The following is a 20,606-nucleotide window of genomic DNA, read 5'->3' as shown; positions in this document are numbered from 1 at the left end:
GGCCTATTCCGGCCTCGGCTTCGCGAACCGTTTCGCGTAGGCTGGGGCCGCTCGATTTTCACCGCTCGATTTCCAGGGGACCGCGCATGGCTCGCCGCCGCCAGATCTACGAAGGCAAGGCCAAGATCCTCTACGAGGGTCCCGAGCCGGGCACGCTGATCCAGTATTTCAAGGACGACGCGACCGCGTTCAACGCCCAGAAAAAGGGCACGATCAACGGCAAGGGCGTGCTCAACAACCGGATTTCCGAGCACATCTTCACGCTGCTCGATCATATCGGCGTGCCGACGCACTTCATCCGCCGTCTCAACATGCGCGAGCAGCTGATCCGCCAGGTCGAGATCGTCCCGATCGAAGTCGTCGTGCGCAACGTCGCCGCAGGCTCGATCTCGACGCGCCTCGGGATCGAGGAGGGCACCAAACTGCCCCGCACGATCATCGAATATTACTACAAGGACGATGCGCTTGGCGATCCGATGATCTCCGACGAACACATCGCCGCGTTCGGCTGGGCCAGCCAGGAGGAGATGCACGACATCGCCGACCTCGCGATCCGCGTGAACGATTTCCTGTGCGGACTGTTCGCCGGCGTCGGCATCCGCCTGGTCGACTTCAAGCTCGAATTCGGCCGCATCTTCGACAACGATTTCGGCCGCATCATCCTCGCCGACGAGATCAGCCCCGATGGCTGCCGCCTGTGGGACATGGAAACCAACGAGAAGATGGACAAGGATCGCTTCCGTCGCGATCTCGGCGGCGAAGTCGAGGCCTATCAGGAGGTTGCACGGCGTCTGGGGCTGCTGCCCGAAGGCGGCGACAATTCGGTCCTCGACCTCGAAAAGCATCGCAAGAACCGGGGCAAGTAAATGAAACTCAAGGTTTTCGTGACATTGAAGCCCGGCGTACTCGATCCGCAGGGCCGGGCGATCCACCACGCGCTCGGCAGCCTCGGCTTCGACGGCGTGCAGGACGTCCGCCAGGGCAAGCTGATCGAACTGGAAGTCGCCGACGATACCGACGACGCGACGATCGACGGCATGTGCCGCAAGCTGCTCGCCAACACGGTGATCGAGAATTACCGGATCGAGCGCGCATGAAAACTGCGGTCATCGTCTTCCCCGGCTCCAACTGCGACCGGGACATCGCCGTCGCGCTGGAGGCGGTGACCGGCATCAAGCCGCTCATGGTCTGGCACGCGGATGCTGACTTGCCGGCGGATATTGGCCTGGTCGCAGTCCCCGGCGGCTTCTCCTACGGCGATTACCTGCGCTCGGGCGCGATCGCCGCGCGGTCGCCGATTATGCGCGCGGTCGTCGAGCAGGCTGGCAAGGGCTTGCCCGTGCTCGGCATCTGCAACGGCTTCCAGGTGCTGACCGAAGCAGGTCTCCTCCCCGGCGCGCTGATGCGTAACGAGGGCCTGAACTTCGTCTGCCGCGACGTCGCGCTGACGGTCGAGACCGCAAGCTCGACCTTCACGTCGGGCTACACGGCCGGCGAGCGCGTGTCCTTCCCGGTCGCGCATCACGACGGCAATTATTTTGCCGACAGCGAGACGCTCGACCGCCTCGAAGGCGAAGGCCGCGTCGCGTTTCGATATGCCGAGAGCGTCAACGGTTCGGCGCGCAACATTGCGGGGTTGCTCAGCGACAAGGGTAACGTGCTCGGCATGATGCCGCATCCGGAGCGTCGTATTGAAGCTGCACATGGCGGCACCGACGGCCGGCGCCTGTTCGAGGGCCTGCTCGAAGTGGTCAACGCCTAAATCGTCACCTGAATCGTCACCTGAATCGTCATCCTGGGCTCGACCCAGGATCCAGAGCCACGAACGCATCCGCCTTTGGCTCTGCATCTCAGCGTTCGCTTGGATGACGGAGCCCCTCTAGACCCGCGTCCGAAACGGTGAAAAGTCCGTCCCCCGGTCGTAAACATCGACCCCCTCGCGACGCTTCAACCACCCCACCGCCACATACGTCAGCGGCGTCAGCAAAACCTCCCAAGACACCTTCAGCAAGAACTGGCTGACCATCACCATCAGCATTGCCTCGACGGGCCAGTCCGGCGCGCCGTAGAACGCGAGCGGATAGAAGATCAGGCTGTCGAACGCCTGCCCCACCACCGTGCTGCCGATCGTCCGCGTCCACAGCATCCGCCCTTGCGTCCAGATCTTCATCCGCGCGAGCACGAAGCTGTTGGCGAACTCCCCCACCCAGAACGCACAGATCGACGCGAACACGATCCGCGGCACCTGCCCGAACACCGATTCGTACGCCGCCTGCCCGGTCCACCCCTTGTCGGGCGGCAACGCGACGACGATCGCCGACATGAACACCATGAACAGCATCGCGCCGAACCCCGCCCAGATGCAGCGGCGCGCCCGCGCGTATCCGTACACCTCGGTCAGGACGTCGCCGATCACATAGCTGACCGGGAAGAACAGGATTCCCGCGCCGAACGGCCACGCGCCGACGAACGGCAGGTCGATCACCGCCCGCTTGCCCGCGCCGATCACGTTCGACAGCAGCAGGATCGTGACGAACGCCGCCATCACGAAGTCGTAATAGCGGAAATGCCCGCCGCTCACCGCGTTCGCGGCTACCAGTTCGAGCCCCCGCTCCCCATTCCCGTCAATATCCATCTCATGGGTTATGATCGAGGTTCCAAGCCCGCACAATCCGCGCTAGTCGTCGCCGCAGCGCGCGCCCGTAGCTCAGCTGGATAGAGCAAGGAGCTTCTACCTCCTCGGTCGGGGGTTCGAACCCCTCCGGGCGCGCCAACCCCGCTGTCGCATCAAGGCCACGTTGGACACCGATACCTTTGGTACCCCGAGGTATCAAACTTTCCCACCGCCGCTGAGTATTCTACTGAATCAACTAGTCTTTTCGGATCACTCGCCGCTCGTCGCACGCCGTATAAAGAGCGATAGTCAATGAGAGTGCGATGCGTGACGCAAGATGAAACCCGCTGGATCGAGTCTTCGAACGAGGACAAGAGCTACTTCCTTATCCGCGCGCAGTGGCACGAAACCCGTGCGCAGCTGGCAGTCGACTCCAGCACGCAGAAGCTTCATCTGCGATTTGCCAAGATGTATCAGACGCGGGCGCTGGCCTGAGCTAGACGGCCTGATCTGGTACATTTAACCTAGGAAGTTCGTCAGAAATACCAGGAACATAGTCGGCAGGGCTGGGTTTATGCGTCCAGACCGGACGTATTGAAACGGACGGTTCTCGCGGAACCCCGACGATGATTTGTGCCAGCGCCGATACTCTTACGACCGTCGTTGCCGCAGCAAGTGCGTCGCGCCTGTCGGCGTTTGTCATGTCACCGCCGAGCGGGTCGGTTCCGGACGATAAGAACTCAAGCGAAGGTAAAAGATCGTGAACAAGGACGAATTTCAGGGCGGCGCACGCTATGTCGGTGGCAAGGTCGAGAAGGGCATCGGCGATGTCGTCGGCAGCCGCGATTGGCAGGTCGACGGCGTTGTCGACCAGGTCGCGGGCGGCGCCCAGAACCTCTACGGCCGTGCCAAGTCGGCAGTCGACGATCTGATCGACGGTGCCCCGGAGCTTGCCGACAAGCTGAGCCACGATGCACGCCACGCGGCCGATCGGGCAACCGAAGCCGCACGTCGCGGCGCGTTGGCCGCGCAGGATTCTGCTAAGGACGCGCCCTTGCTTTGGGCAGCCGGCGCCGCAGCAATCGGCTACGGTCTGGCCTGGCTCGTCCACGGTTCGCGCGACTAAACCCTTGGCTACGCGGACTGTCCTGAAGTCGCTTCGTGACTCGGCTGATCTGATGCATCTGCGTCAGATCATCGCCGGGCTCGATGAAGGCGTCATTCTGATCGACCCGGATCAGAGCATCCTGTGGGCCAATACGGCCGCACTGGGGATGCACGGAGTCGAGTCGATGGCCGAGCTCGGGGAAACGGTCGACGAGTATCGCGACCGTTTCCAGCTGCGATATCGCAATAACCACCGGCTCGATTCCGCAGATTATCCGATCGAGCGTGTCGTGTCCGGCGAGGCGTTCTCCGAAGTCGTCGTCGAAGTGGCGGTCGCAGGCGAAGCCGATCCACGTTGGGTGCATCAGGTCCGCAGCCTTGTCCTGACCGACGACAAGGACGAGCCGGAATGCCTGGTGATGATCATTCAGGACGTATCGGCGCGGTTCGAAGCCGAAGACCGGTTCGAGCAATCCTTCAACGCCAATCCAGCCCCGGCCGTGATCTGTCGCTTGTGCGACCTGCGCTTCGTCAAGGTGAACCAGGGCTTCGTCGACATGACCGGCCATGACCGCGATGGGGTCTTGGCGCGGACGCTGTACGATATCGACGTGCTCGACCGGGCCGAAAAGCGCAAGCTGGCGAAGGAACGTCTGGCCGAAGGTCGAACGATACCGCAGATGGAGGCTGAACTCGCGCTCCCCGATGGCACGACCAAGCTGGTCATCGTCGCCGGTCAGCCGATCGACATGGGCGATCAGCCATGCATGCTGTTCACGTTCGCGGATCTCGAACCGCGCCGCAAGGCAGAGACGGAACTGCGCCACAGCGAAGAGCGCTTCATGCGGACCTTTTCGCTGGCACCGGTGGCGTTGGCGATCGGTACGCTTGACGGCCACCGACTGTGCGACGTTAACGAAGCGTTTACCGCGCTGACCGGCTATGCGGCATCGGAAATCACGAACCGGCCGCTCGGCGAGATCGAGTTGTGGGAAACGGCAGCGGTGCGTCACGACCTCGAAGCCGAGATCGAAGCCGAACGACCGATCCGCGATCGCGAAGTCCGCATCAGGCTGAAGGACGGCTCGGTGCTCGACTGCATCGTTTCGACCGAACCGATCACGCTCGAAAACGAGGCCTGCGTCTTGTGGGCGATGCGCGACATCACGACGCGCAAGGCATCGGAGCGCGAACTGGTCAATGCGATCGAGGCGGTGATGCAGGATACCAGCTGGCTCAGCAGGTCGATCATGGAAAAGCTGGCGCGCATCCGGACCCCCCAGTCGGAGCCGACCGGGGTCGGCCTTGCCGAGCTTACTCACCGTGAGCGTGAGGTGTTGGCACTGATCTGCCGTGGCCTCGACGACAAGTCGATCGCGCGGACACTCGACGTCTCGTCCAATACCGTGCGCAACCACGTCGCGCGGATCTATTCCAAGATCGGCGTCAACCGTCGGAACGCTGCAGCGGCCTGGGCGCGGGCACGCGGTTTCGATGGTGACTCGGTCGTCATCTCCACCGACCAGACTGCCAGAGAGATCGCCGCATGAACCAGAAATCCGATAAGGGCCGCGCCCGCGAGGCGAAGGGTTCCGTGCAGGAAGCGATCGGCAAACTGATCGGCGACGTGCTGGTTGCCCAGCAGGGCGCGAGCGAAAGCGAGGCCGGCGCCCGCGAAATCGATGCCGCCGGGGCCGGGGAGAGCGCCAAGTCGGGGTCCAAGTCGACCGCCCCACGCACGCAGGTTTCCCCGAAGTCCAGGTCTGCAGCACCTGCAAAGCCAAGCTCAGTGACCAAGGACGGCGGGCACAAGGACGGCGAAGACTGACGCTGTCGACCAATTACCGTATCAACAGGAGCGACTATGACCACCAACGTTACCCCCGGCTATGTGCCGGCCGACGACGCGCGTTATGCGAAGACCGTCACCCGCGTCTCGTGGGGTGCGATCTTTGCCGGCGTCGTTATCGCGATCGCCGTCCAGCTCGTGCTTGGCATCCTCGGCACGGGTATCGGCCTCAGCTTGGTCGACCCGGTAGAGGGCACCACGCCAGGCGCAGCCGGATTCGGCATCGGCGCCGGTATCTACTGGCTGATTACCACAGTAATCGCACTTGGTGCCGGTGGCTATGCGGCCGCCCGCGTTGCCGGCGTACGTGACCGCTTCGACGGTCTCGTCCACGGTCTTGTCGTCTGGGGCGTTACACTTATCCTCACTTTATATCTGCTCACGTCGGCAGTGGGCGGCATCATCGGTGGCGCGTTCCGCACCGTCGGGTCGGTCGCATCCGCCGCTGGTACGGGTATCGGCGCAGCAGCCCCCAAGGTTGCCGATGTGGCCGGGGTCGACGTCACTGACGTTCGCGAAGAGGCCGCCCAGTATCTTGCGACCGCTCCCTCGGACCCTGCCCAGATGACTCCCGAGCAGGCTCAGAAGGAAATCGCCCAGGAACTGCCGGCGCTTGCTGCTGGTGGACAGGAAGGCGCTCAGGCTGAAAGCCGCATCGTCGACATCGTCGCCGCCCAGCGCAAGATCAGCCGTCCGGAGGCCCAGGCCCAGGTGACGCGCGCCAAGGCACAGTTCGTCCAGACGAAGAACAAGGCTGTCGCGACGGCCAAGACCGCGACTGACAAGGCCGCAGGTGCCGCCGCCGGTACGTCGTTCACGCTCGTGATCGCACTGCTCATCGGCGCCGCAGCCGCAGCGTTCGGTGCAACGGCAGCAACGCGCCGCCGCATTTGAGCGGGACAAAATCGGGTAGCGGCTAGCCGCTACCCGCTAGCCACGACCGACATGAATAAGGGCGCTGCCGAATCGATCGGCGGCGCCCTTTTTCTATCCGCCATCTGACGTCTATCGAGGATGCGGAGGCGTCTCGATGGGTCGTCGCCCAGCTTACAGCGCAAGATCCGGGCTGCGATCCACCTTGACGCGCGTTGCCGCGGGCTTCGGCTGGGTGGCGACCTGTACCGCAGGCGAAGGTACGGTCAGTTGCAACGTCTCCGCCGTCGATGCCCAGGTCCGCGCGATCGCGTCCGGGTTATCGTTGAGCAGGGTGCCATAGCTCGGCACGATCTCCCGGATCTTCGCCTGCCACGCTGGCGTCGCCAGATGGTTCGCAAACACCTTCTTCAAAAGATCGAGCATGATCGACGGTGCCGTCGATGCCCCCGGCGACGCGCCCAGTAATGCGGCGATCGAGCCGTCCTTCGACGCGACGATCTCGGTGCCGAGCTTGAGCACGCCGCCCTTCTCGGGATCACGCTTGATGATCTGCACGCGCTGACCCGCCTGCCACAGTCGCCAATCGCCATTCTTGGCACCGGGAAAATATTCGCGCAGCGCGGTCATCCGATCGGCATCCGACATGATGAGCTGCCCGGCAAGGTATTCCACTAGGTCGAAATCGTCCCAGCCGACCGCGATCATCGGCCGGAAATTGTCGAGCGTCACCGACGCCGGCAGGTCGAAATACGAGCCTTCCTTCAGGAATTTGGTCGAGAACGTCGCGAACGGCCCAAATAGCAGCGCCTGCTTGCCATCGAGATAGCGGGTGTCGAGATGCGGCACCGACATCGGCGGCGATCCGACCGCAGCCTTGCCGTACACCTTTGCCATATGGCGCGTCGCGACTGCGGGCTTGTCGGTGACGAGGAACGAGCCGCCGACGGGGAAGCCGGCATAGTCGTCGGCTTCGGGAATCCCGGACTTCTGCAGGATCGGCAGGGCGCCGCCGCCGGCACCGGCAAACACGAACCGCGCATTGATGATCCGCTTCTCGTCGCTCTTCATGTCGCGTGCGGTCACCCGCCAGCGCTTGTCCTGGCTGCGCTCCAACGACCGGACTTCATGTCCGGTCGTCAGCGTGAAGCCGGGTTGCTTGGCCATCGTGGCGATATATTGGCGGGTGACTTCACCCCAGTTGCAGTCGGTCCCGAGCGGCGAGCGGGTCGCGGCGAGCTTCATGGTCGGGTCGCGGCCCTGCATCATCAGCGGCACCCACTGCGCGATCTGCTTGGGGTCGGTCGAAAACTCCATGCCCGAGAACAGCGGGCTGGCCTGCAACGCGGCGTGCCGCTTGCGGAGGAACTCAACGTTCGCATCGCCCCAGACGAGATTCATGTGTGGGGTCGAATTGATGAACGACCGCGGGTTGGCCAACATCCCCGCCTTGACCTGATGGCTCATGAACTGGCGCGTGACCTGGAACTGCTCGTTGATCTCGATCGCCTTCTTGATCTCGACCAGACCATCGGCGCTGTTGACCGGCGTGTAGTTGAGTTCACACAGCGCGGAATGGCCCGTACCGGCGTTGTTCCAGCCATTCGAGCTTTCCTCGGCGACCTTGTCCAGCCGCTCGACCAGTTCGATCGTCCAGCTTGGCTCGAGCTGGCGCAGCAGTACCGCGAGCGTCGCGCTCATAATGCCGCCGCCGACCAGCAGTACGTCGACATTGCGCTCGGTTGCCGCGGCATCGGCGTGCAACGGCATCATCGCCGCCGTGCCGACCACACCGGCGCCGATCGCGGATCCGAGCAGGTTACGCCGTGTCACGCCGCCCGAGGCACTGGTCGGCTTGGGGATCGGGATGGTCTCGAAAAATGTCGTATCGTCATTGATGTCGCGCGGCACCATGCTACCTTTTCGTTGCGGCCTGGGCTCGCGCACCTCCCCCCTCAAGCGGCGAAAAGGCGATCGTCCATCACCTGGTTGTCGTAAGGAGCGCATGCGAGGCGGCACGACAGCACGAGGCCGACGACCGAGCACAGCTACTGCTCCAAGTCCTCGCCTAATCTGTCGTCGGAATTTATGGGTGTCGCCATGTCTATGGTAAGCGGCGACTATCCGAGCCGGATATGGCAGTCTTGGCCGCTTCACGCAAGGTTGTCGGCCTCGACATCGCGCCTCCCACAGGGGCGCATCCTCGTCTCGACCCCACCGGCACTCGAATGAGGGGCGCCATACCGGCCTTGCCTGCGTTCGCCGGCAAACCTTGCTTTGTCGGATCTCACGCGCGCAGTCGTCTGAGTCAAGATACTGCCCACACCATGGGCAGTATCCTGAAACCGTTAGGGTTCAGCGTCCGCCCTGCCCGAATGCCGGACGTGCTTACTGTCGTTACTTGTAACGGCCCATCGTCACCTTCAGAATGACCGGGGTGAGCAGGTTGATCCCGTAATCGGTCTGATCGCCGTTCCAAATGCGGCTTATCACCCAGCGCCCATCGACCACGCGGCCTTCCTCGACGCGGAATACCGAACCGTTCGCGGGGCCACCCTTTGCCGTCCCGAAGTTCAGCCGGACGTGATCGCCGACCACCAGGAATTCGTTCGGCGACAGATGCGCGACCGCGACACCGCCGACCGGCTCCTTCGCCCAGACCGGGGGCTCGGACTTGATCCACGTCCAGTCCTTCTGCCCGAACTGCCACTCGCCATAGCTGGTGCCGATCGTCCAGTCGCCCATCGTGACCGACTGGGCCACGGACTGCCCCGCGCTTTCGTCGGGCTTGGCAACACCCCAGGTCTGATGTTCGAACGCGATCTTCGCCCAGTCGCGCGCCATCGTCGACAGCGCGGCGTATTTCAGCCCGATCGCATCGACGGTCTCGTCATCGAGCGCCTTCGCCCCCAGCGGGTAATTGAAATAGCCGGTGTCATCCATCCCGAAGGGCGCATAGCCGATCGCGCCGCGGCCGAGCGCTGCGTAGAAGAACCGCGCGAACTCCTTCGCATTGCCGATCTCGGGCACCATCAGCGCGTTGTCCGGCCGGGCATAGGCATCGAGATATAGCGCGACGTGCCCGGCATCGCGGTCGTAGATATCAGGCGCCTGGAAATCGATCGCAGGCGCCGCCGCCTTCCAGATATCCAGCACGTCCTGCTGCGGCCCACCGCTCGCCACGCCGGTCGGATCGGGCACGTTCGACGGTCCGGCGAGCGACGCGTTGACGTACATCGGCAACGGCTTGATCGCCTTCCCCGCCGCGGCGATCTCATCGACGAAACGCGCGGTATGCCAGGTGTTGAACGCGCGGTCGGCCTGCGCGCCGAACATCTGCGTCCAGCTTCCGGCCGGCTTCTTCAGCGCCTTCGCCAGTTCGGCGGGCACCGGCTTGGCAAACACCGCATTGGCCTGCGCGCCGTAATCGCGCGGCGAACGATAGCTGCCGACCTCGTTCTCCGGCTGCACCATGATCACCGTGTTCTGAGGGTCATGCGCCTTGAGGTACTTCATCACCTCGACGAACGCGCGCTTGTCCGCCTCCAGCGTTGCGCGGAACATCGGCGAATGGACATAATGGTCGGTGCCGTCCTTCAGCTTCATCCGCGGAAAACGGCGGTTGTCCGCCTTGAACCAGTCGGGCGTGTAGCCGGGCGACGTGTTCTTCCACGTCCCGAACCACAACAGCACGACGCGTTTGTCGTGCGCGCGCGCCTGATCGAGCAGTGTCTGCAAAAACGACAGGTCGAACTTGCCCTCGACCGGCTCGACCTGTTGCCATGCGATCGGGATCTCGACGGTGTTCGCATGCATCCGGTCGAGCATCGGCCAGATCTGCGGCAGCGCGGACGCATAGTTGCTGCTGTTGTTGACCTGCGCGCCGAGCATCAGGAACGGCGCACCATCGACCATCAGCGCATGGCGGCCGTCCTTGGTGACGATCCGCGGAACCTCGGTCGTCGTCTGTGCCGAAGCGACTCCGGCGATCAACGAAGCGGACAGAGCCAAGCCCGCGACCATCTTATTCATACGAACCATGACTGAATCCTTTTCTGACGATGCGGGACCGACCGGGAATACACTGCCGATCGGTACGGAAATACTTGCGTTCCGCACCGGCTAGCGGTGTGGTGCATGCGCGAGGAACACGTCATTCCTCGACGAATACGATGCCGCCCAACCCCTGCGCTTGCGCGCCGTCGCTTTCCAGCAACACGGAGACGATCCGTTCGCCTTCGCCGGGGGGCATCGGCACGATCAGCGTCGCGGGCGCGAACCTCGCTTTCGTCCCGACGCGTTTGCCGTCGATCCAGACCTCGCCACGACCGACGACTCTCTGCAAGACCAGTTTCCCGCCGCGCTCCCGCACCGGCCGACGCGGCGTGACCTTGGCACGCAACACGCTCCAGGTCCCTCGACCCTGGGCCGCCTGGATTTCGCCAGCGCGCACGAACAACCAGCTGTTCATGTCGTTGTCCGCCAGCACGATGTCGGGCGACGGCCGGGTCGCGGACGCGGGGGATTGTCGCCAGTCCTGCACCAGGAGCGTCGCCGCGGTAGTCGGCACGCTCGGCCGGGGTGCGGTTGCGAGCAGGCGGACCATCGTCGTCGCGCCGCGCAGGTTGGCCGACGTCGCCTTGAGCGACAGCGTGCGCGCGCCTTGCTCGGCACGAACGATGACCTGTGCCAGCCCGTTGAACAGCGCGCGCCTGTCGCCCTGTTCGGCTTCGTGGCTGATCGGATCGCCGTTGCCGAGGCCGATGATCGTCCCCCCGGTCACGGCGAATGCGACGGGAAGATTGGCGGTCGGCACATGGCGTCCGCGCGCATCGACCGCATCGATCGTAAACGGCTGAACGTCCTCGCCGTCGGCAGCCATGACGCTGCGATCGGGCGTGATCCGAAGCGCGACCGGCGCGCCGGTCGTCTCGACCACGCTGCGCACGACCTCGCGCCCACCGCGATAGCCGATCGCCTCCAGCCGCCCCGGCGCATAGGAAACCTGCCACTGCGGCATGGTGAAGCGATCGACCGCCTGCTCGCCGATCACCGTGCCGTTCAGCAGCAGCCGCACCGTATCGACATTGGTCAGCGCCATCACCTTGACCGGCTGGCCCTCGCGGCCCGACCAGTTCCAGTGCGGCATCAGGTCGAGCAGCGGTACGTCGTCGATCCACTGCGCGCGGTGGAGATAAAAAGCCATCTTGGGGAACCCGCACAGGTCCATGATCCCGAAATAGCTGCTCACCGACGGCCATTCGAACGGTGTCGGTTCGCCGTGATAGTCGAACCCGGTCCACACGAACGTCCCGCCGACGAACGGGCGCTCGGCGATCGATTTCCAGCCGGCGCGGTGCGTACTGCCCCAGTCGGCCGGTTCCTCGTCATAGGATGCCATGACGTGCGCGCCACGGTCGGTCGTCCATGCGCCGCGCGTCATGAAGCTCGACGTGTCCTCCGAACTGATCATCGGCAGCGTCGGATTGGCGGCATGGAACCGGTCATACTGGTCGCGCTGGTAGTTGAAGCCGACCAAATCGACCGCCTGGCTGACGTTGACGGGGGCGAACATCCCGCTGTTCATCGCCGCGGTCACCGGGCGACTGTCGTCGAGCGCCTTGACGGTCCGCGACATGCGCCGAACCATCTCATAGCCGGCGGACGTGCCCTGCATCGGCTCTTCGTTGAAGACCGACCACATGATGACGCTGGGCCGGTTGCGATCGCGCCGCACCAGCCATTGCAGCTGCGCGATATAATCGGGGCTGGTGTTGAAGTTGCGGTTTTCGCTCATCACCAGGAAGCCGAGGCGATCGCACGCGTCGAGGACCTCGGTCGCGATCGCATTGTGCGAAAACCGGATCGCGTTGCAGCCTAGGTCCTTCAGACGCCGGAGCCGCCATTCCCACAGCGCATCGGGCACTGCGACGCCGACGCCCGCATGATCTTGGTGGTTGCACGTCCCCTTGATCCTGAGCGAGCGGTCGTTGAGGTAAAACCCGGTCGCGGCATCGAACCGCAGCGTCCGGAAGCCGATCCGAAGCGTCCGCTCGTCGACCGTCTTTCCCGCGCGGATCAGCCTGGTCTGCAGCGTGTAGAGCGTCGGCGTCTCGACCGACCAAAGCCTGGGAGTCGCGACCGGGAGAGTAAGCGCAACGTCAGCCGGCTCAAGCGACGACACCGTCCCGCCCGCGGTTTGCGTCGCGATCACGCGCCCGTCGGGATCGATCAGCATCGCCTCGATCGAGACGACGGCCGCATCCTTGCCGATATTGCCGAGCGTCGCGGTCACCGGGACGGACCATGCGCCGTCGGGTCCGCGGCGCGGATCGGCGTGGATACCATCGGTGGCGATATAGGTGGCATCGCGCTTCACCAGCCAGACATGGCGGTACAGCCCTGCGCCCTCGTACCACCAGCCTTCCATCGTCTGCGCATCGACGCGCACGACGATCGTGTTCAGGTCGTCGCCGTAGCGTGCAAGGTCGGTGATATCGACGTACACCGAATTGTAGCCGCTCCAATTGTGCGCGACGACCGATCCGTTGAACCAGATCGTCGCGTTCGTCGCGATCCCGCCGAACTGGATTTCGAGATAGCGCCCGCGATCCTGCGGATCGAGCCGCAACGTGCGCCGGTACCAGCCGAAACCGCGGCGGCGATAACCCTGCGACACGTTGGCGCTTTCGGCGACGGGCATCGCCATGGCCCAGTCGTGCGGCAAGGCGACCTCGGGCCAGTCCGAATCGTCATAATATAAGGCCGCGGCACCCTGTGCCTGTCCGGCCTTCGCGCTGTTGTAGGACCAGCCATGCCCGCGGATCTCGGGCATCGGTATGTCGTCGAGATGAAACCGCCAGCCGCCGTCGAGCAACAACCGGCCGGGATCCTCGACCGCCGCCCGCAGCGGCAGGGCGTCGCGCGTCGCGGGCATCGGCAGCGCCCCCGCCGCTGCTTCCTCGGACCGCGTTACCGCGGCGCGCGCGACCTGCGCCGGTCCTACCGCCGCGCCAAGCGCCGCACCATTCGCAAGAAAAAGGCGGCGGCTGATCCGGGTCGTCGGCTGGTCCTGCTTCATCGTTTCCCCCTCCGAAGCGCGCATATAGCGGCCATGCTTACGCTTGCGTATCCGAAGCCAGCGGCCCTGTCATAACCGTGTCTATCATGCCCTGCCCGTCAGAGGCTGAGCCCGATCCAAAGACCGATCCCAGCCCTGACGTCCAGCGTTGCCGGATCAGAAGGTGATGCGCGCCACGCCGCTGATCTGGCGATCGCTCATGATCGAATCGCGCGGCCGGGTGGTGATGCCGTAGAAGGTCGATCGCACCGTGTTGGTGAGGTTCGTGCCGTTCAGCGTCAGCGAGAGGTGCGGCGTTATGTTGGCGGTGATCGACGCATCCAGCTGGCCCGACGGCTTCTGGAACTGCGGCAGATTGCCCGTACCGTTCGCCGACGTGGTCACCAGGAACTTGCTCCGCCAGTTATACGCAACCCGCGCCGAGAGAATCCCGCGCTCGTAAATCCCGATCAAATTGTAGTTATACTTCGACAGGCCTTCGAGCGACAATTGCGTCACCGGACCGTCGCTGGCCGGGCTCGGCGCCTCGGAGTCGACATAGGTGAAGTTCGCCTGCACGCCCAGGCCGGCAAGCGGTCCCGGCAGGAAGTCGAAGAACTGCTGATACGCGACTTCGGCACCCTTCACCTTGGCCTTGGCGGCGTTGCTGTAGGTGGTGACGTCGTAGGTCGCGGTGACGCCGTCGGTAAAGGTTACGTCACGCGGCGTGATGACCGTCTGGATGTAGTTCGAGATATCCTTGTAGAATCCCGCGACCGTCAGCGATCCGCTCTTGGCGAAATACCATTCGAGCGAAGCGTCGAAATTGGTCGACTTCATCGGCTTCAGATAGGGATTGCCGGTCGACGTGACGTGCTGCTGGTCGATTTGCGCGGTGCCAGGCTCGGTGATCGTCAGGCTCGGGTTGAGCTGGTTGAAGTTCGGACGCGAGATGTTCTTCGACGCGGCAAAACGCAGCTGGAGCCGGTCGGTCAGGCGCCCGCGCACGTTGAGGCTCGGCAGGACCGACGTGTACTTGGTCGCCTCGTTCACCTCGGTGAAGGTCGGCGCCGCGGTCGACTGTGTGCCGTCGGGGGCGGTGATCAGGTCGACCTGTTGGTAGAACCCCGATACCGCGACCTTGCTCTGGACCACGCGCACGCCAAGGTTGCCGTCGATCGGCACCGGCAGGTCGTCCGCCTTGAAGAACGCCGCGGCATAGCCGGTATAGGTCTTCTGCGCCTGCGTGTTGGTGCCGCTCGGCACGTAGCTCGGCGTCGTCGTGATACCGAGCGACTCCCGCGTATCGTCATAGTTCAGAACCGTCGGCAGCGAGAAGGCCTGGATATCCCCGAACAGATCGGCCTGGCCGCGGAAGAAGCCGCTGAGGTCGACATAACGGAGATTGGTCGGAGCGCCGGTCAGCCCGGTATAACGATAGCCGGTATCGCTGGTCCGGTTACGACGATCCGCGAACCGGAAGCCGGCCTTGATCGAACTCAAGATGCCCCCGTCGAAGCGATACTCGCCGTCCAGGCGACCGACCTTGTCGGTGCCCTTCGAGTTGTTGAGGTTATCCAGGTAAAAGCCCTTGCTGTAGGTCGCGGGGTTCGCGAGCCCGTCGGCGGACGTGATCTGGAACGACGGGATCTCGCCCGAGATGTCCTGCGTCAACGTGGTGGCGACACCGCTCAACCCGACGATCGAGTTCAGGTTGTCGGTCTTGGAATCGACATATTGGAGATCGCCGGTGATCGTCAGGTTGGCGGTCGGCTTCCACTTGCCGTTGAGCGAATAATCGGTCGTGACCGAATGGCGCGAACCGAGCGAGGTGTTGTTGCCGATCGGAACGTCGGTGAACGTGCCGCTCTGGAAGTCGCCGTTCGGTGCATAGGTGAACGGTGCGCCGGCCAGCGGCGTGATCGAAGCCCCGCTGGTGTACGCGAAGTAGCTGTAGCCATAGGACCGAAGCTTGTAATCGTTGCGGAACACCTCGCCGGTGAACTCCAGCGTGTCGGTCGGGCGCCACTGGAGCGACACGTCGATGCCGAGGCGACGACGGTCGCCGAACACTTCGCCGATGCCGGTGCCGTGCGGCAGCGTCGTTGTCTGGCCGGTACGCCCGAGCAGCGCAGCGGTGGCGGCGTCACCGGGATTGCTCTCGTCGAGCGTGTAGAACGGCTCGGTCGAGATCGTGTCCTGCCGGAAATTCGTCTTCTGATACGACGCGCTGGCGAGGATGCCGATCTCGCCGATGCCGGTGTTCCAGCGATCGCTGAGCAGTAGCGAAGCGGCCGGCTGGCTCTTCTTGATCAGGTCGTAATAGGTGTTGGTCGCCGAACCCGAGATCTTGAAGCCGTCGAAATCGAACGGCTTGCGCGTGCGGAAGTTGATCGTGCCGCTCAGCTGGTCCTCGATCAGGTCCGCCGACGGGTTCTTGTAGACGTCGATCCCGGCGAGCAACTCGGACGGTACGTCCTCGAGGCTCAGCGCGTTGCTCGATCCGCTCGCGGTGAAGATGTCGCGACCGTTCAGTTCGGTGCGGACCTGCGTCAGGCCACGGATCGCGACCGAGCTGCCTTCGCCGAAGTTGCGCTGGATCTGGATGCCCGAGATGCGCTGCAGGGCTTCGGCGATGTTGCGGTCGGGCAATTTGCCGATGTCCTCGGCGACGATCGAGTCGACGATCTGCGCCGAGTTGCGCTTGATGTTCTGGGCGGACTGAAGGCTCGCGCGGACGCCGGTGACGACGATATCGTCGCCCGCTGCCGGTGCGTCGACGGCTGGCGTCGCGGTCGCGGTATCGACAGCTTGGCCCTGATCGGCACTCGGGGCGGCAGTACCACTGGTCTGCTGAGCATCTGCAACCGGCGCGGGCGCGCCGTCCTGCGGTGCCGCGACCTGCGCCTGCGCTACCGAACCGACTATCACGAGCGCTAGCAGCGACACGGTCGTGCTCAGACCCTTGATGCTGCCAACGCGAATCTTGGAACGCTTCATCACACTCTCCTCCAGCGGGTCTGATCCTCACGGACCGCCTGCGGTTCACTCTTGGATATCGTGCGCGGCCACGCCGCCACCGTATCGTCAGCGGCGCCTAGCGAATGATTTAGATTATTTATATGTTAATTCGATTTACGCGGACAATTCATCCGGTATGATGGCAAAAATGTCGCACATGGAATGACGATACTCGGGGTGGGTTCACCAAATCACGGCAATATCTGACCAGATCGGTCCTAATTCGACGTGCGATGCTGGTGTAGGCTTCCCGCAAGGTAGCGTATCAAACTGTAATTGTAGGACTTAAACGCCGACCTTCGTAACAATGGCGTAATTCCATCGACGCTCTTTCCGGACTGTCGAAACCGCGTGTGGGGAGAAGCGTAATGACGTTCAGCAAACGCGAGATACTGGGAGCACCGCTGGCAGCGACGTTGGGTCTGAGCGGGCTGTCGCGTGCCGCCGCATCGGCAGCGGCGACGAAACCGTCGCCGCTTGCCAGCCGCGCCATAACGCCCGGCCGGTTCGATTCCTCCGCACAGTCGCTCGCCGGCTATCGCGCACCCGACTGGTTTCGCGACGCCAAGTTCGGGATCTGGGCTCATTGGGGACCACAGGCGGTGCCGAGCCAGGGCGACTGGTACGCACGCTTCATGTACGTCCCCGGTCATCCGCATTACGACCACCACGTCAAGACCTACGGCCACCCCTCCAAGGTGGGCTACAAGGACATCATCCCCCTGTGGCGCGCGGAGAAGTTCGATCCCGACGCACTCGCCGCGCGCTATGCCGCCGCCGGCGCGCGCTACCTCGTCTCGATGGGCGTGCATCACGACAACTTCGACCTGTGGCGGTCGAAGCATCACCGCTGGAACGCGGTGGCGATGGGCCCGAAGCGCGACATCGTCGGCGAATGGAAGGCGGCCGCCACGCGGCGCGGGCTTCGCTTCGGCGTGTCCGAGCATCTCGGCGCAAGCTATAGCTGGTGGTATCCCAACCACCTCTACGATCAGTTCTGGCCCAAGCTCGGGGTCGCCTATGACGGCGCCGATCCGCGCTATGCCGATCTCTATCACACCAACCGCGACGAGCCGTTCATCAACACGCCCGCGAGCTGGTACACGACCAACCCGACATATCACGCGATGTGGTTCGACCGGATCCGCGACCTGATCGACAGCTACCAGCCCGACCTGCTCTATTCGGACGGCGGCCTGCCGTTCGGCGAGGTCGGACGCTCGCTGCTCGCGCATTTCTTCAACAGCAGCATGGCGCGCACCGGGAAGCTGGACGCCGTCTACAACTGCAAGGATACGGGCTCGGGCGCGTTCAGCACGGACTGGGCGGTGCAGGACGTCGAGCGCGGCGTCCTGAAGGGTATAAATCCACACGCCTGGCAGACCGACACATCGAACGGCGACTGGTTCTTCAACCGGACCGACACGTACAAGACCACCGACGAGGTCGTCGCGATGCTGGCCGACGTCGTCAGCAAGAACGGCAACCTGCTGCTGAACGTCGTAATGCACGGCGACGGCAGCCTGCCCGTGGAGTCCGATCGGCTGTTGACCGATCTGGCGCCGTGGATGGCCGCCAATGGCGAGGCGATCCACGGTACGCGCCCGTGGAAGATCTATGGCGAGGGTCCGACCACCGCCGTCGCCGGCGCGTTTGCGGAAAAAACGAGTTATACGCCGCAGGACATCCGATTCACGACGAAGGGCGAGACGCTGTACGCGATCACGCTCGGCACGCCTCGGGGGCAGACCGTAATCACGTCGCTGGCCCAGCCCAACCCGCACGAACGACGCCGCGTGCGAGCGGTGCGCCTGCTCGGCCGCCCCGGTGGTATCGCGTTTCGCCAGACCGGGCAGGCGCTGGTGATCGACCTGCCTGCGACCTTGCCGACGCGTCACGCGAGCGCGTTCGCGATCGATTTCGCCTGACCGGAAATACCGCGCGTGCACACTGTGCACGACGACCGAACACGAGCTTGGAGAGGCTATTTGAAACACCCCCTGATCCGCGCCCTGCGCTTTGCGATGCTCGCGGCGGCAACGCTGTCGGTACCGCTTGCCGGCATCGTTCCAGCGCAGGCGCAGAGCGCCGCCGGGCATCCCGACTGGCCGGGCAGCGGCGATCTGTTCGTCGGCGCCTGCTATCAGCCGATCGACCGGTCGCCCGCGCAGATCCGCCAGGACATCGCGATCATGAAGAAGGCCGGGTTCACCATGGTCCGGATGGGCGACCTGTCCTGGGATTCGTTCGAGCCGCAGGAAGGCCATTTCACGTTCGAATGGTTCGACGCGATCCTCGACCAGATGCATGCCGCCGGGATCAAGGTACTCCTGGATATTCCAGGCCAGCCCGCCCCTACATGGCTGCACAAGACATATCCCGGCGTCGATCTCGTCACGCAGGACGGCGTCCGGCGCAATGCCGCGACGCGCTACTGGGACAATATCAGTGATCCCGACTATCGCCGCCTGGTCCGGCGGCTCGCCGAGCAGATGCTCAAGCGCTACGCGCATAATCCCGCGGTGATCGCGATCGGCTACACCAACGAGATCGGCAACGGCCAGATGTCGTATTCGCCGGCTGATCGGCAACGCTTCGTCGGCTGGCTGCAAAAGAAATACGGGACGATCGCGGCGCTCAACACCGCCTGGGCGACGCAGCGCTGGTCGCGTCGGATCAATAGCTGGGACGAGGTCGACCTACCCTATGGCAATGGCCCAGGGCCGAACGAGCGCAATCTCGACCTCCGGCGCTTCTGGTCGGACGACACGATCGAGGCGCTCACCGACCTCGAGGCGGTCCGCAAGCAATACGCGCCCAACCTGCCCGTCGCGTCGAACTTCTGGCCCGATGCCTGGACCAAGGGGTTCGATTACCTACGCTCGTGGGAAAAAGTCTCGACCTATGGCGGACAGGGCTTCTATCCGGGTGAGCCATTAGGCGCGGCGCTCGACGTGTCACGCAACCGCGCCGGGCACGATACGCCGATGTGGCTGAACGAGTTCACCGCCGGCGGTGGCGGCTATTACGGCACGCCGGGCCGGTCGCGGATGTGGGCCTATTTCGGGCTGATCTATTACGCGCAGACCTTCCTCGCCTGGACCTTCAACTCGCATAGCGGCGGCGAGGAACAGGGGTTGTTCGGGCTGGTCGACCATGACGGCCGGCCGTCGTGGAAGATCGGCGAGTTCGGCCAGATCGCCAGCGAGTTCGCCAAGCTGAAGTCGATGGGCTTCCCGCGCTATCGCAAGCCCGAGGTGGCGATCGCCTATTCGTTCCAGACCAACTGGCTGACCTCGCCCCCGCCCGGGCCGAATACGATGCAAGAGTATTTCAAGACCAACTACCCCGATCAGGCCAAGGCCGCGCTAGCACCGCTGTTCGCCGACAATATCGACACCGCGGTGATCGACATCTGCCACGACGCGATCGACCGCTACAAGCTCGTGATCCTGCCCAGCGCGTACATGATGGACAAGGAAACCGCCGAGGCGGTGCGGCGCTACGTCGCGAACGGCGGGACGGTGATCATGACCGGCTATTCCGCCAAGGTCGACGAGACCGGCAAATGGTTCGAGACGCCGCTGCCCGGCCGGCTGACCGACGTGTTCGGCGTGCGGACCAACGAATTCTACCGCGCTGAGCAACCGCTGAAGGTCGTGTTCGACGGCAAGGAGCAGACTGGTAGCGATCCCTATTACGAAGTGCTCGAACCGAGCACGGCCAAACCGCTGGCGATGTTCACCAACACGCCCAAGCCAAGCCCGGCGATCACCGTCAACCGCTTCGGCAAGGGCTGCGCGATCTACCTCGCGACCGCCGCGCAAGCAGCTTTTCTCGATCCGCTGGTACGGTCGCTCTACGCCGAACTCGGGATCGAGCGCGGCCCCGTCACCCCAGCGGGGGTGGTCGCGCGCGTCGTCGACGGGCGTACGCTGTACGTCAACACGAACGCTGCGCCAGCCCGCGTCACCCTGGCAGGCGAGCAGCACGACACGCCGACCGGCAAAGCCTATACCGACCGGCTCGACCTTCCGCCTTATGGCGTGGCGCTGCTTCGGTGACGACGACCGCCAGCGTTC

General features: G+C 64.0%; 15 protein-coding genes and 1 tRNA gene. 11 read left to right on the top strand and 5 right to left on the bottom strand.

Annotated features, from left to right (window positions below; genetic code table 11):
* Nucleotides 1-86: 86 nt before the first annotated feature.
* Genes purC through purQ form a run of 3 tightly spaced genes read left to right on the top strand, consistent with a single transcriptional unit; the run spans nucleotide 87 to nucleotide 1,762 of the window.
* On the top strand, nucleotides 87-866 hold the full coding sequence (gene purC / locus SPHN_RS01055; RefSeq protein WP_055876188.1) for a phosphoribosylaminoimidazolesuccinocarboxamide synthase: 780 nt from the start codon (nucleotides 87-89) through the stop codon (nucleotides 864-866).
* Nucleotides 867-1,097 (top strand): phosphoribosylformylglycinamidine synthase subunit PurS, encoded by a 231-nt coding sequence (gene purS / locus SPHN_RS01050; RefSeq protein WP_248520631.1) that lies wholly within the window; start codon nucleotides 867-869, stop codon nucleotides 1,095-1,097. It abuts the gene before it with no gap.
* Nucleotides 1,094-1,762 (top strand): phosphoribosylformylglycinamidine synthase subunit PurQ, encoded by a 669-nt coding sequence (purQ, locus tag SPHN_RS01045; RefSeq protein WP_248520630.1) that lies wholly within the window; start codon nucleotides 1,094-1,096, stop codon nucleotides 1,760-1,762. Before purS ends, purQ begins: the two co-directional genes overlap by 4 nt.
* Nucleotides 1,763-1,879: 117 nt before the next feature.
* Here the strand turns inward: purQ and SPHN_RS01040 are convergent, their stop codons facing one another.
* Entirely contained in the window at nucleotides 1,880-2,635 is a 756-nt protein-coding gene (locus SPHN_RS01040; RefSeq protein ID WP_248520629.1) for a queuosine precursor transporter, read from the bottom strand.
* Between the two features lie 61 nt (nucleotides 2,636-2,696).
* Here SPHN_RS01040 and SPHN_RS01035 point away from each other — a divergent pair.
* The 6 genes from SPHN_RS01035 (at nucleotide 2,697) to SPHN_RS01010 (ending at nucleotide 6,464) form a co-directional block, all read left to right on the top strand.
* Nucleotides 2,697-2,773, top strand: a tRNA-Arg gene (locus tag SPHN_RS01035).
* Nucleotides 2,774-2,941: 168 nt separating this feature from the next.
* Entirely contained in the window at nucleotides 2,942-3,109 is a 168-nt protein-coding gene (locus SPHN_RS01030; protein WP_248520628.1) for a hypothetical protein, read from the top strand.
* A gap of 265 nt (nucleotides 3,110-3,374) precedes the next feature.
* Nucleotides 3,375-3,740, top strand: coding sequence for a CsbD family protein (locus SPHN_RS01025; protein WP_248520627.1), 366 nt, complete (start codon nucleotides 3,375-3,377; stop codon nucleotides 3,738-3,740).
* Between the two features lie 52 nt (nucleotides 3,741-3,792).
* Nucleotides 3,793-5,271: a PAS domain S-box protein gene (locus tag SPHN_RS01020; protein ID WP_248520626.1), complete on the top strand. Its 1,479-nt coding sequence runs from the start codon at nucleotides 3,793-3,795 to the stop codon at nucleotides 5,269-5,271.
* Nucleotides 5,268-5,549 (top strand): hypothetical protein, encoded by a 282-nt coding sequence (locus SPHN_RS01015; RefSeq protein WP_248520625.1) that lies wholly within the window; start codon nucleotides 5,268-5,270, stop codon nucleotides 5,547-5,549. Before SPHN_RS01020 ends, SPHN_RS01015 begins: the two co-directional genes overlap by 4 nt.
* A gap of 36 nt (nucleotides 5,550-5,585) precedes the next feature.
* On the top strand, nucleotides 5,586-6,464 hold the full coding sequence (locus SPHN_RS01010) for a hypothetical protein (RefSeq protein WP_248520624.1): 879 nt from the start codon (nucleotides 5,586-5,588) through the stop codon (nucleotides 6,462-6,464).
* 153 nt (nucleotides 6,465-6,617) lie between these two features.
* On the opposite strand, the gene mqo is transcribed toward SPHN_RS01010, so the two are convergent.
* The 4 genes from mqo to SPHN_RS00990 all read right to left on the bottom strand — a co-directional run bounded on the left by mqo (nucleotide 6,618) and on the right by SPHN_RS00990 (nucleotide 16,503).
* On the bottom strand, nucleotides 6,618-8,357 hold the full coding sequence (mqo, locus tag SPHN_RS01005) for a malate dehydrogenase (quinone) (RefSeq protein WP_248520623.1): 1,740 nt from the start codon (nucleotides 8,355-8,357) through the stop codon (nucleotides 6,618-6,620).
* A 483-nt stretch (nucleotides 8,358-8,840) separates the two neighbouring features.
* On the bottom strand, nucleotides 8,841-10,475 hold the full coding sequence (locus tag SPHN_RS01000) for a DUF5597 domain-containing protein (RefSeq protein ID WP_248521440.1): 1,635 nt from the start codon (nucleotides 10,473-10,475) through the stop codon (nucleotides 8,841-8,843).
* Between the two features lie 121 nt (nucleotides 10,476-10,596).
* A complete protein-coding gene (galA, locus tag SPHN_RS00995) occupies nucleotides 10,597-13,524 on the bottom strand; it encodes a beta-galactosidase GalA (protein WP_248520622.1) in 2,928 nt (975 codons plus the stop codon).
* 156 nt (nucleotides 13,525-13,680) lie between these two features.
* The gene (locus SPHN_RS00990; protein ID WP_248520621.1) at nucleotides 13,681-16,503 is read right to left on the bottom strand and encodes a TonB-dependent receptor; all 2,823 of its coding nucleotides are present in this window, start codon (nucleotides 16,501-16,503) and stop codon (nucleotides 13,681-13,683) included.
* 389 nt (nucleotides 16,504-16,892) lie between these two features.
* Between SPHN_RS00990 and SPHN_RS00985 the strand changes: the two genes are divergently transcribed.
* Nucleotides 16,893-18,452: an alpha-L-fucosidase gene (locus SPHN_RS00985; protein ID WP_248520620.1), complete on the top strand. Its 1,560-nt coding sequence runs from the start codon at nucleotides 16,893-16,895 to the stop codon at nucleotides 18,450-18,452.
* Nucleotides 18,453-18,512: 60 nt separating this feature from the next.
* Complete coding sequence (locus tag SPHN_RS00980; protein WP_248520619.1) at nucleotides 18,513-20,588, top strand: beta-galactosidase; 2,076 nt, start codon at nucleotides 18,513-18,515, stop codon at nucleotides 20,586-20,588.
* Nucleotides 20,589-20,606 lie beyond the last annotated feature (18 nt).

The organism is Sphingomonas faeni (assembly GCF_023195535.1).
Classification (GTDB): Bacteria; Pseudomonadota; Alphaproteobacteria; order Sphingomonadales; family Sphingomonadaceae; genus Sphingomonas; species Sphingomonas faeni_B.
The sequence above is the reverse complement of the archived record's forward strand: the minus strand, read 5'-3'. Positions and strand labels throughout refer to the sequence as shown.

Excerpts from the sequence above, each read along its gene's own strand:
- purC (WP_055876188.1), top strand. The coding sequence starts at position 87 with ATGGCTCGCCGCCGCCAGATCTACGAAGGCAAGGCCAAGATCCTCTAC.
- purS (WP_248520631.1), top strand. The coding sequence starts at position 867 with ATGAAACTCAAGGTTTTCGTGACATTGAAGCCCGGCGTACTCGATCCG.
- purQ (WP_248520630.1), top strand. The coding sequence starts at position 1,094 with ATGAAAACTGCGGTCATCGTCTTCCCCGGCTCCAACTGCGACCGGGAC.
- SPHN_RS01040 (WP_248520629.1), bottom strand. The coding sequence starts at position 2,635 with ATGGATATTGACGGGAATGGGGAGCGGGGGCTCGAACTGGTAGCCGCG.
- SPHN_RS01020 (WP_248520626.1), top strand. The coding sequence starts at position 3,793 with ATGCATCTGCGTCAGATCATCGCCGGGCTCGATGAAGGCGTCATTCTG.
- SPHN_RS01015 (WP_248520625.1), top strand. The coding sequence starts at position 5,268 with ATGAACCAGAAATCCGATAAGGGCCGCGCCCGCGAGGCGAAGGGTTCC.
- SPHN_RS01010 (WP_248520624.1), top strand. The coding sequence starts at position 5,586 with ATGACCACCAACGTTACCCCCGGCTATGTGCCGGCCGACGACGCGCGT.
- mqo (WP_248520623.1), bottom strand. The coding sequence starts at position 8,357 with ATGGTGCCGCGCGACATCAATGACGATACGACATTTTTCGAGACCATC.
- SPHN_RS01000 (WP_248521440.1), bottom strand. The coding sequence starts at position 10,475 with ATGAATAAGATGGTCGCGGGCTTGGCTCTGTCCGCTTCGTTGATCGCC.
- galA (WP_248520622.1), bottom strand. The coding sequence starts at position 13,524 with ATGAAGCAGGACCAGCCGACGACCCGGATCAGCCGCCGCCTTTTTCTT.
- SPHN_RS00990 (WP_248520621.1), bottom strand. The coding sequence starts at position 16,503 with ATGAAGCGTTCCAAGATTCGCGTTGGCAGCATCAAGGGTCTGAGCACG.
- SPHN_RS00985 (WP_248520620.1), top strand. The coding sequence starts at position 16,893 with ATGACGTTCAGCAAACGCGAGATACTGGGAGCACCGCTGGCAGCGACG.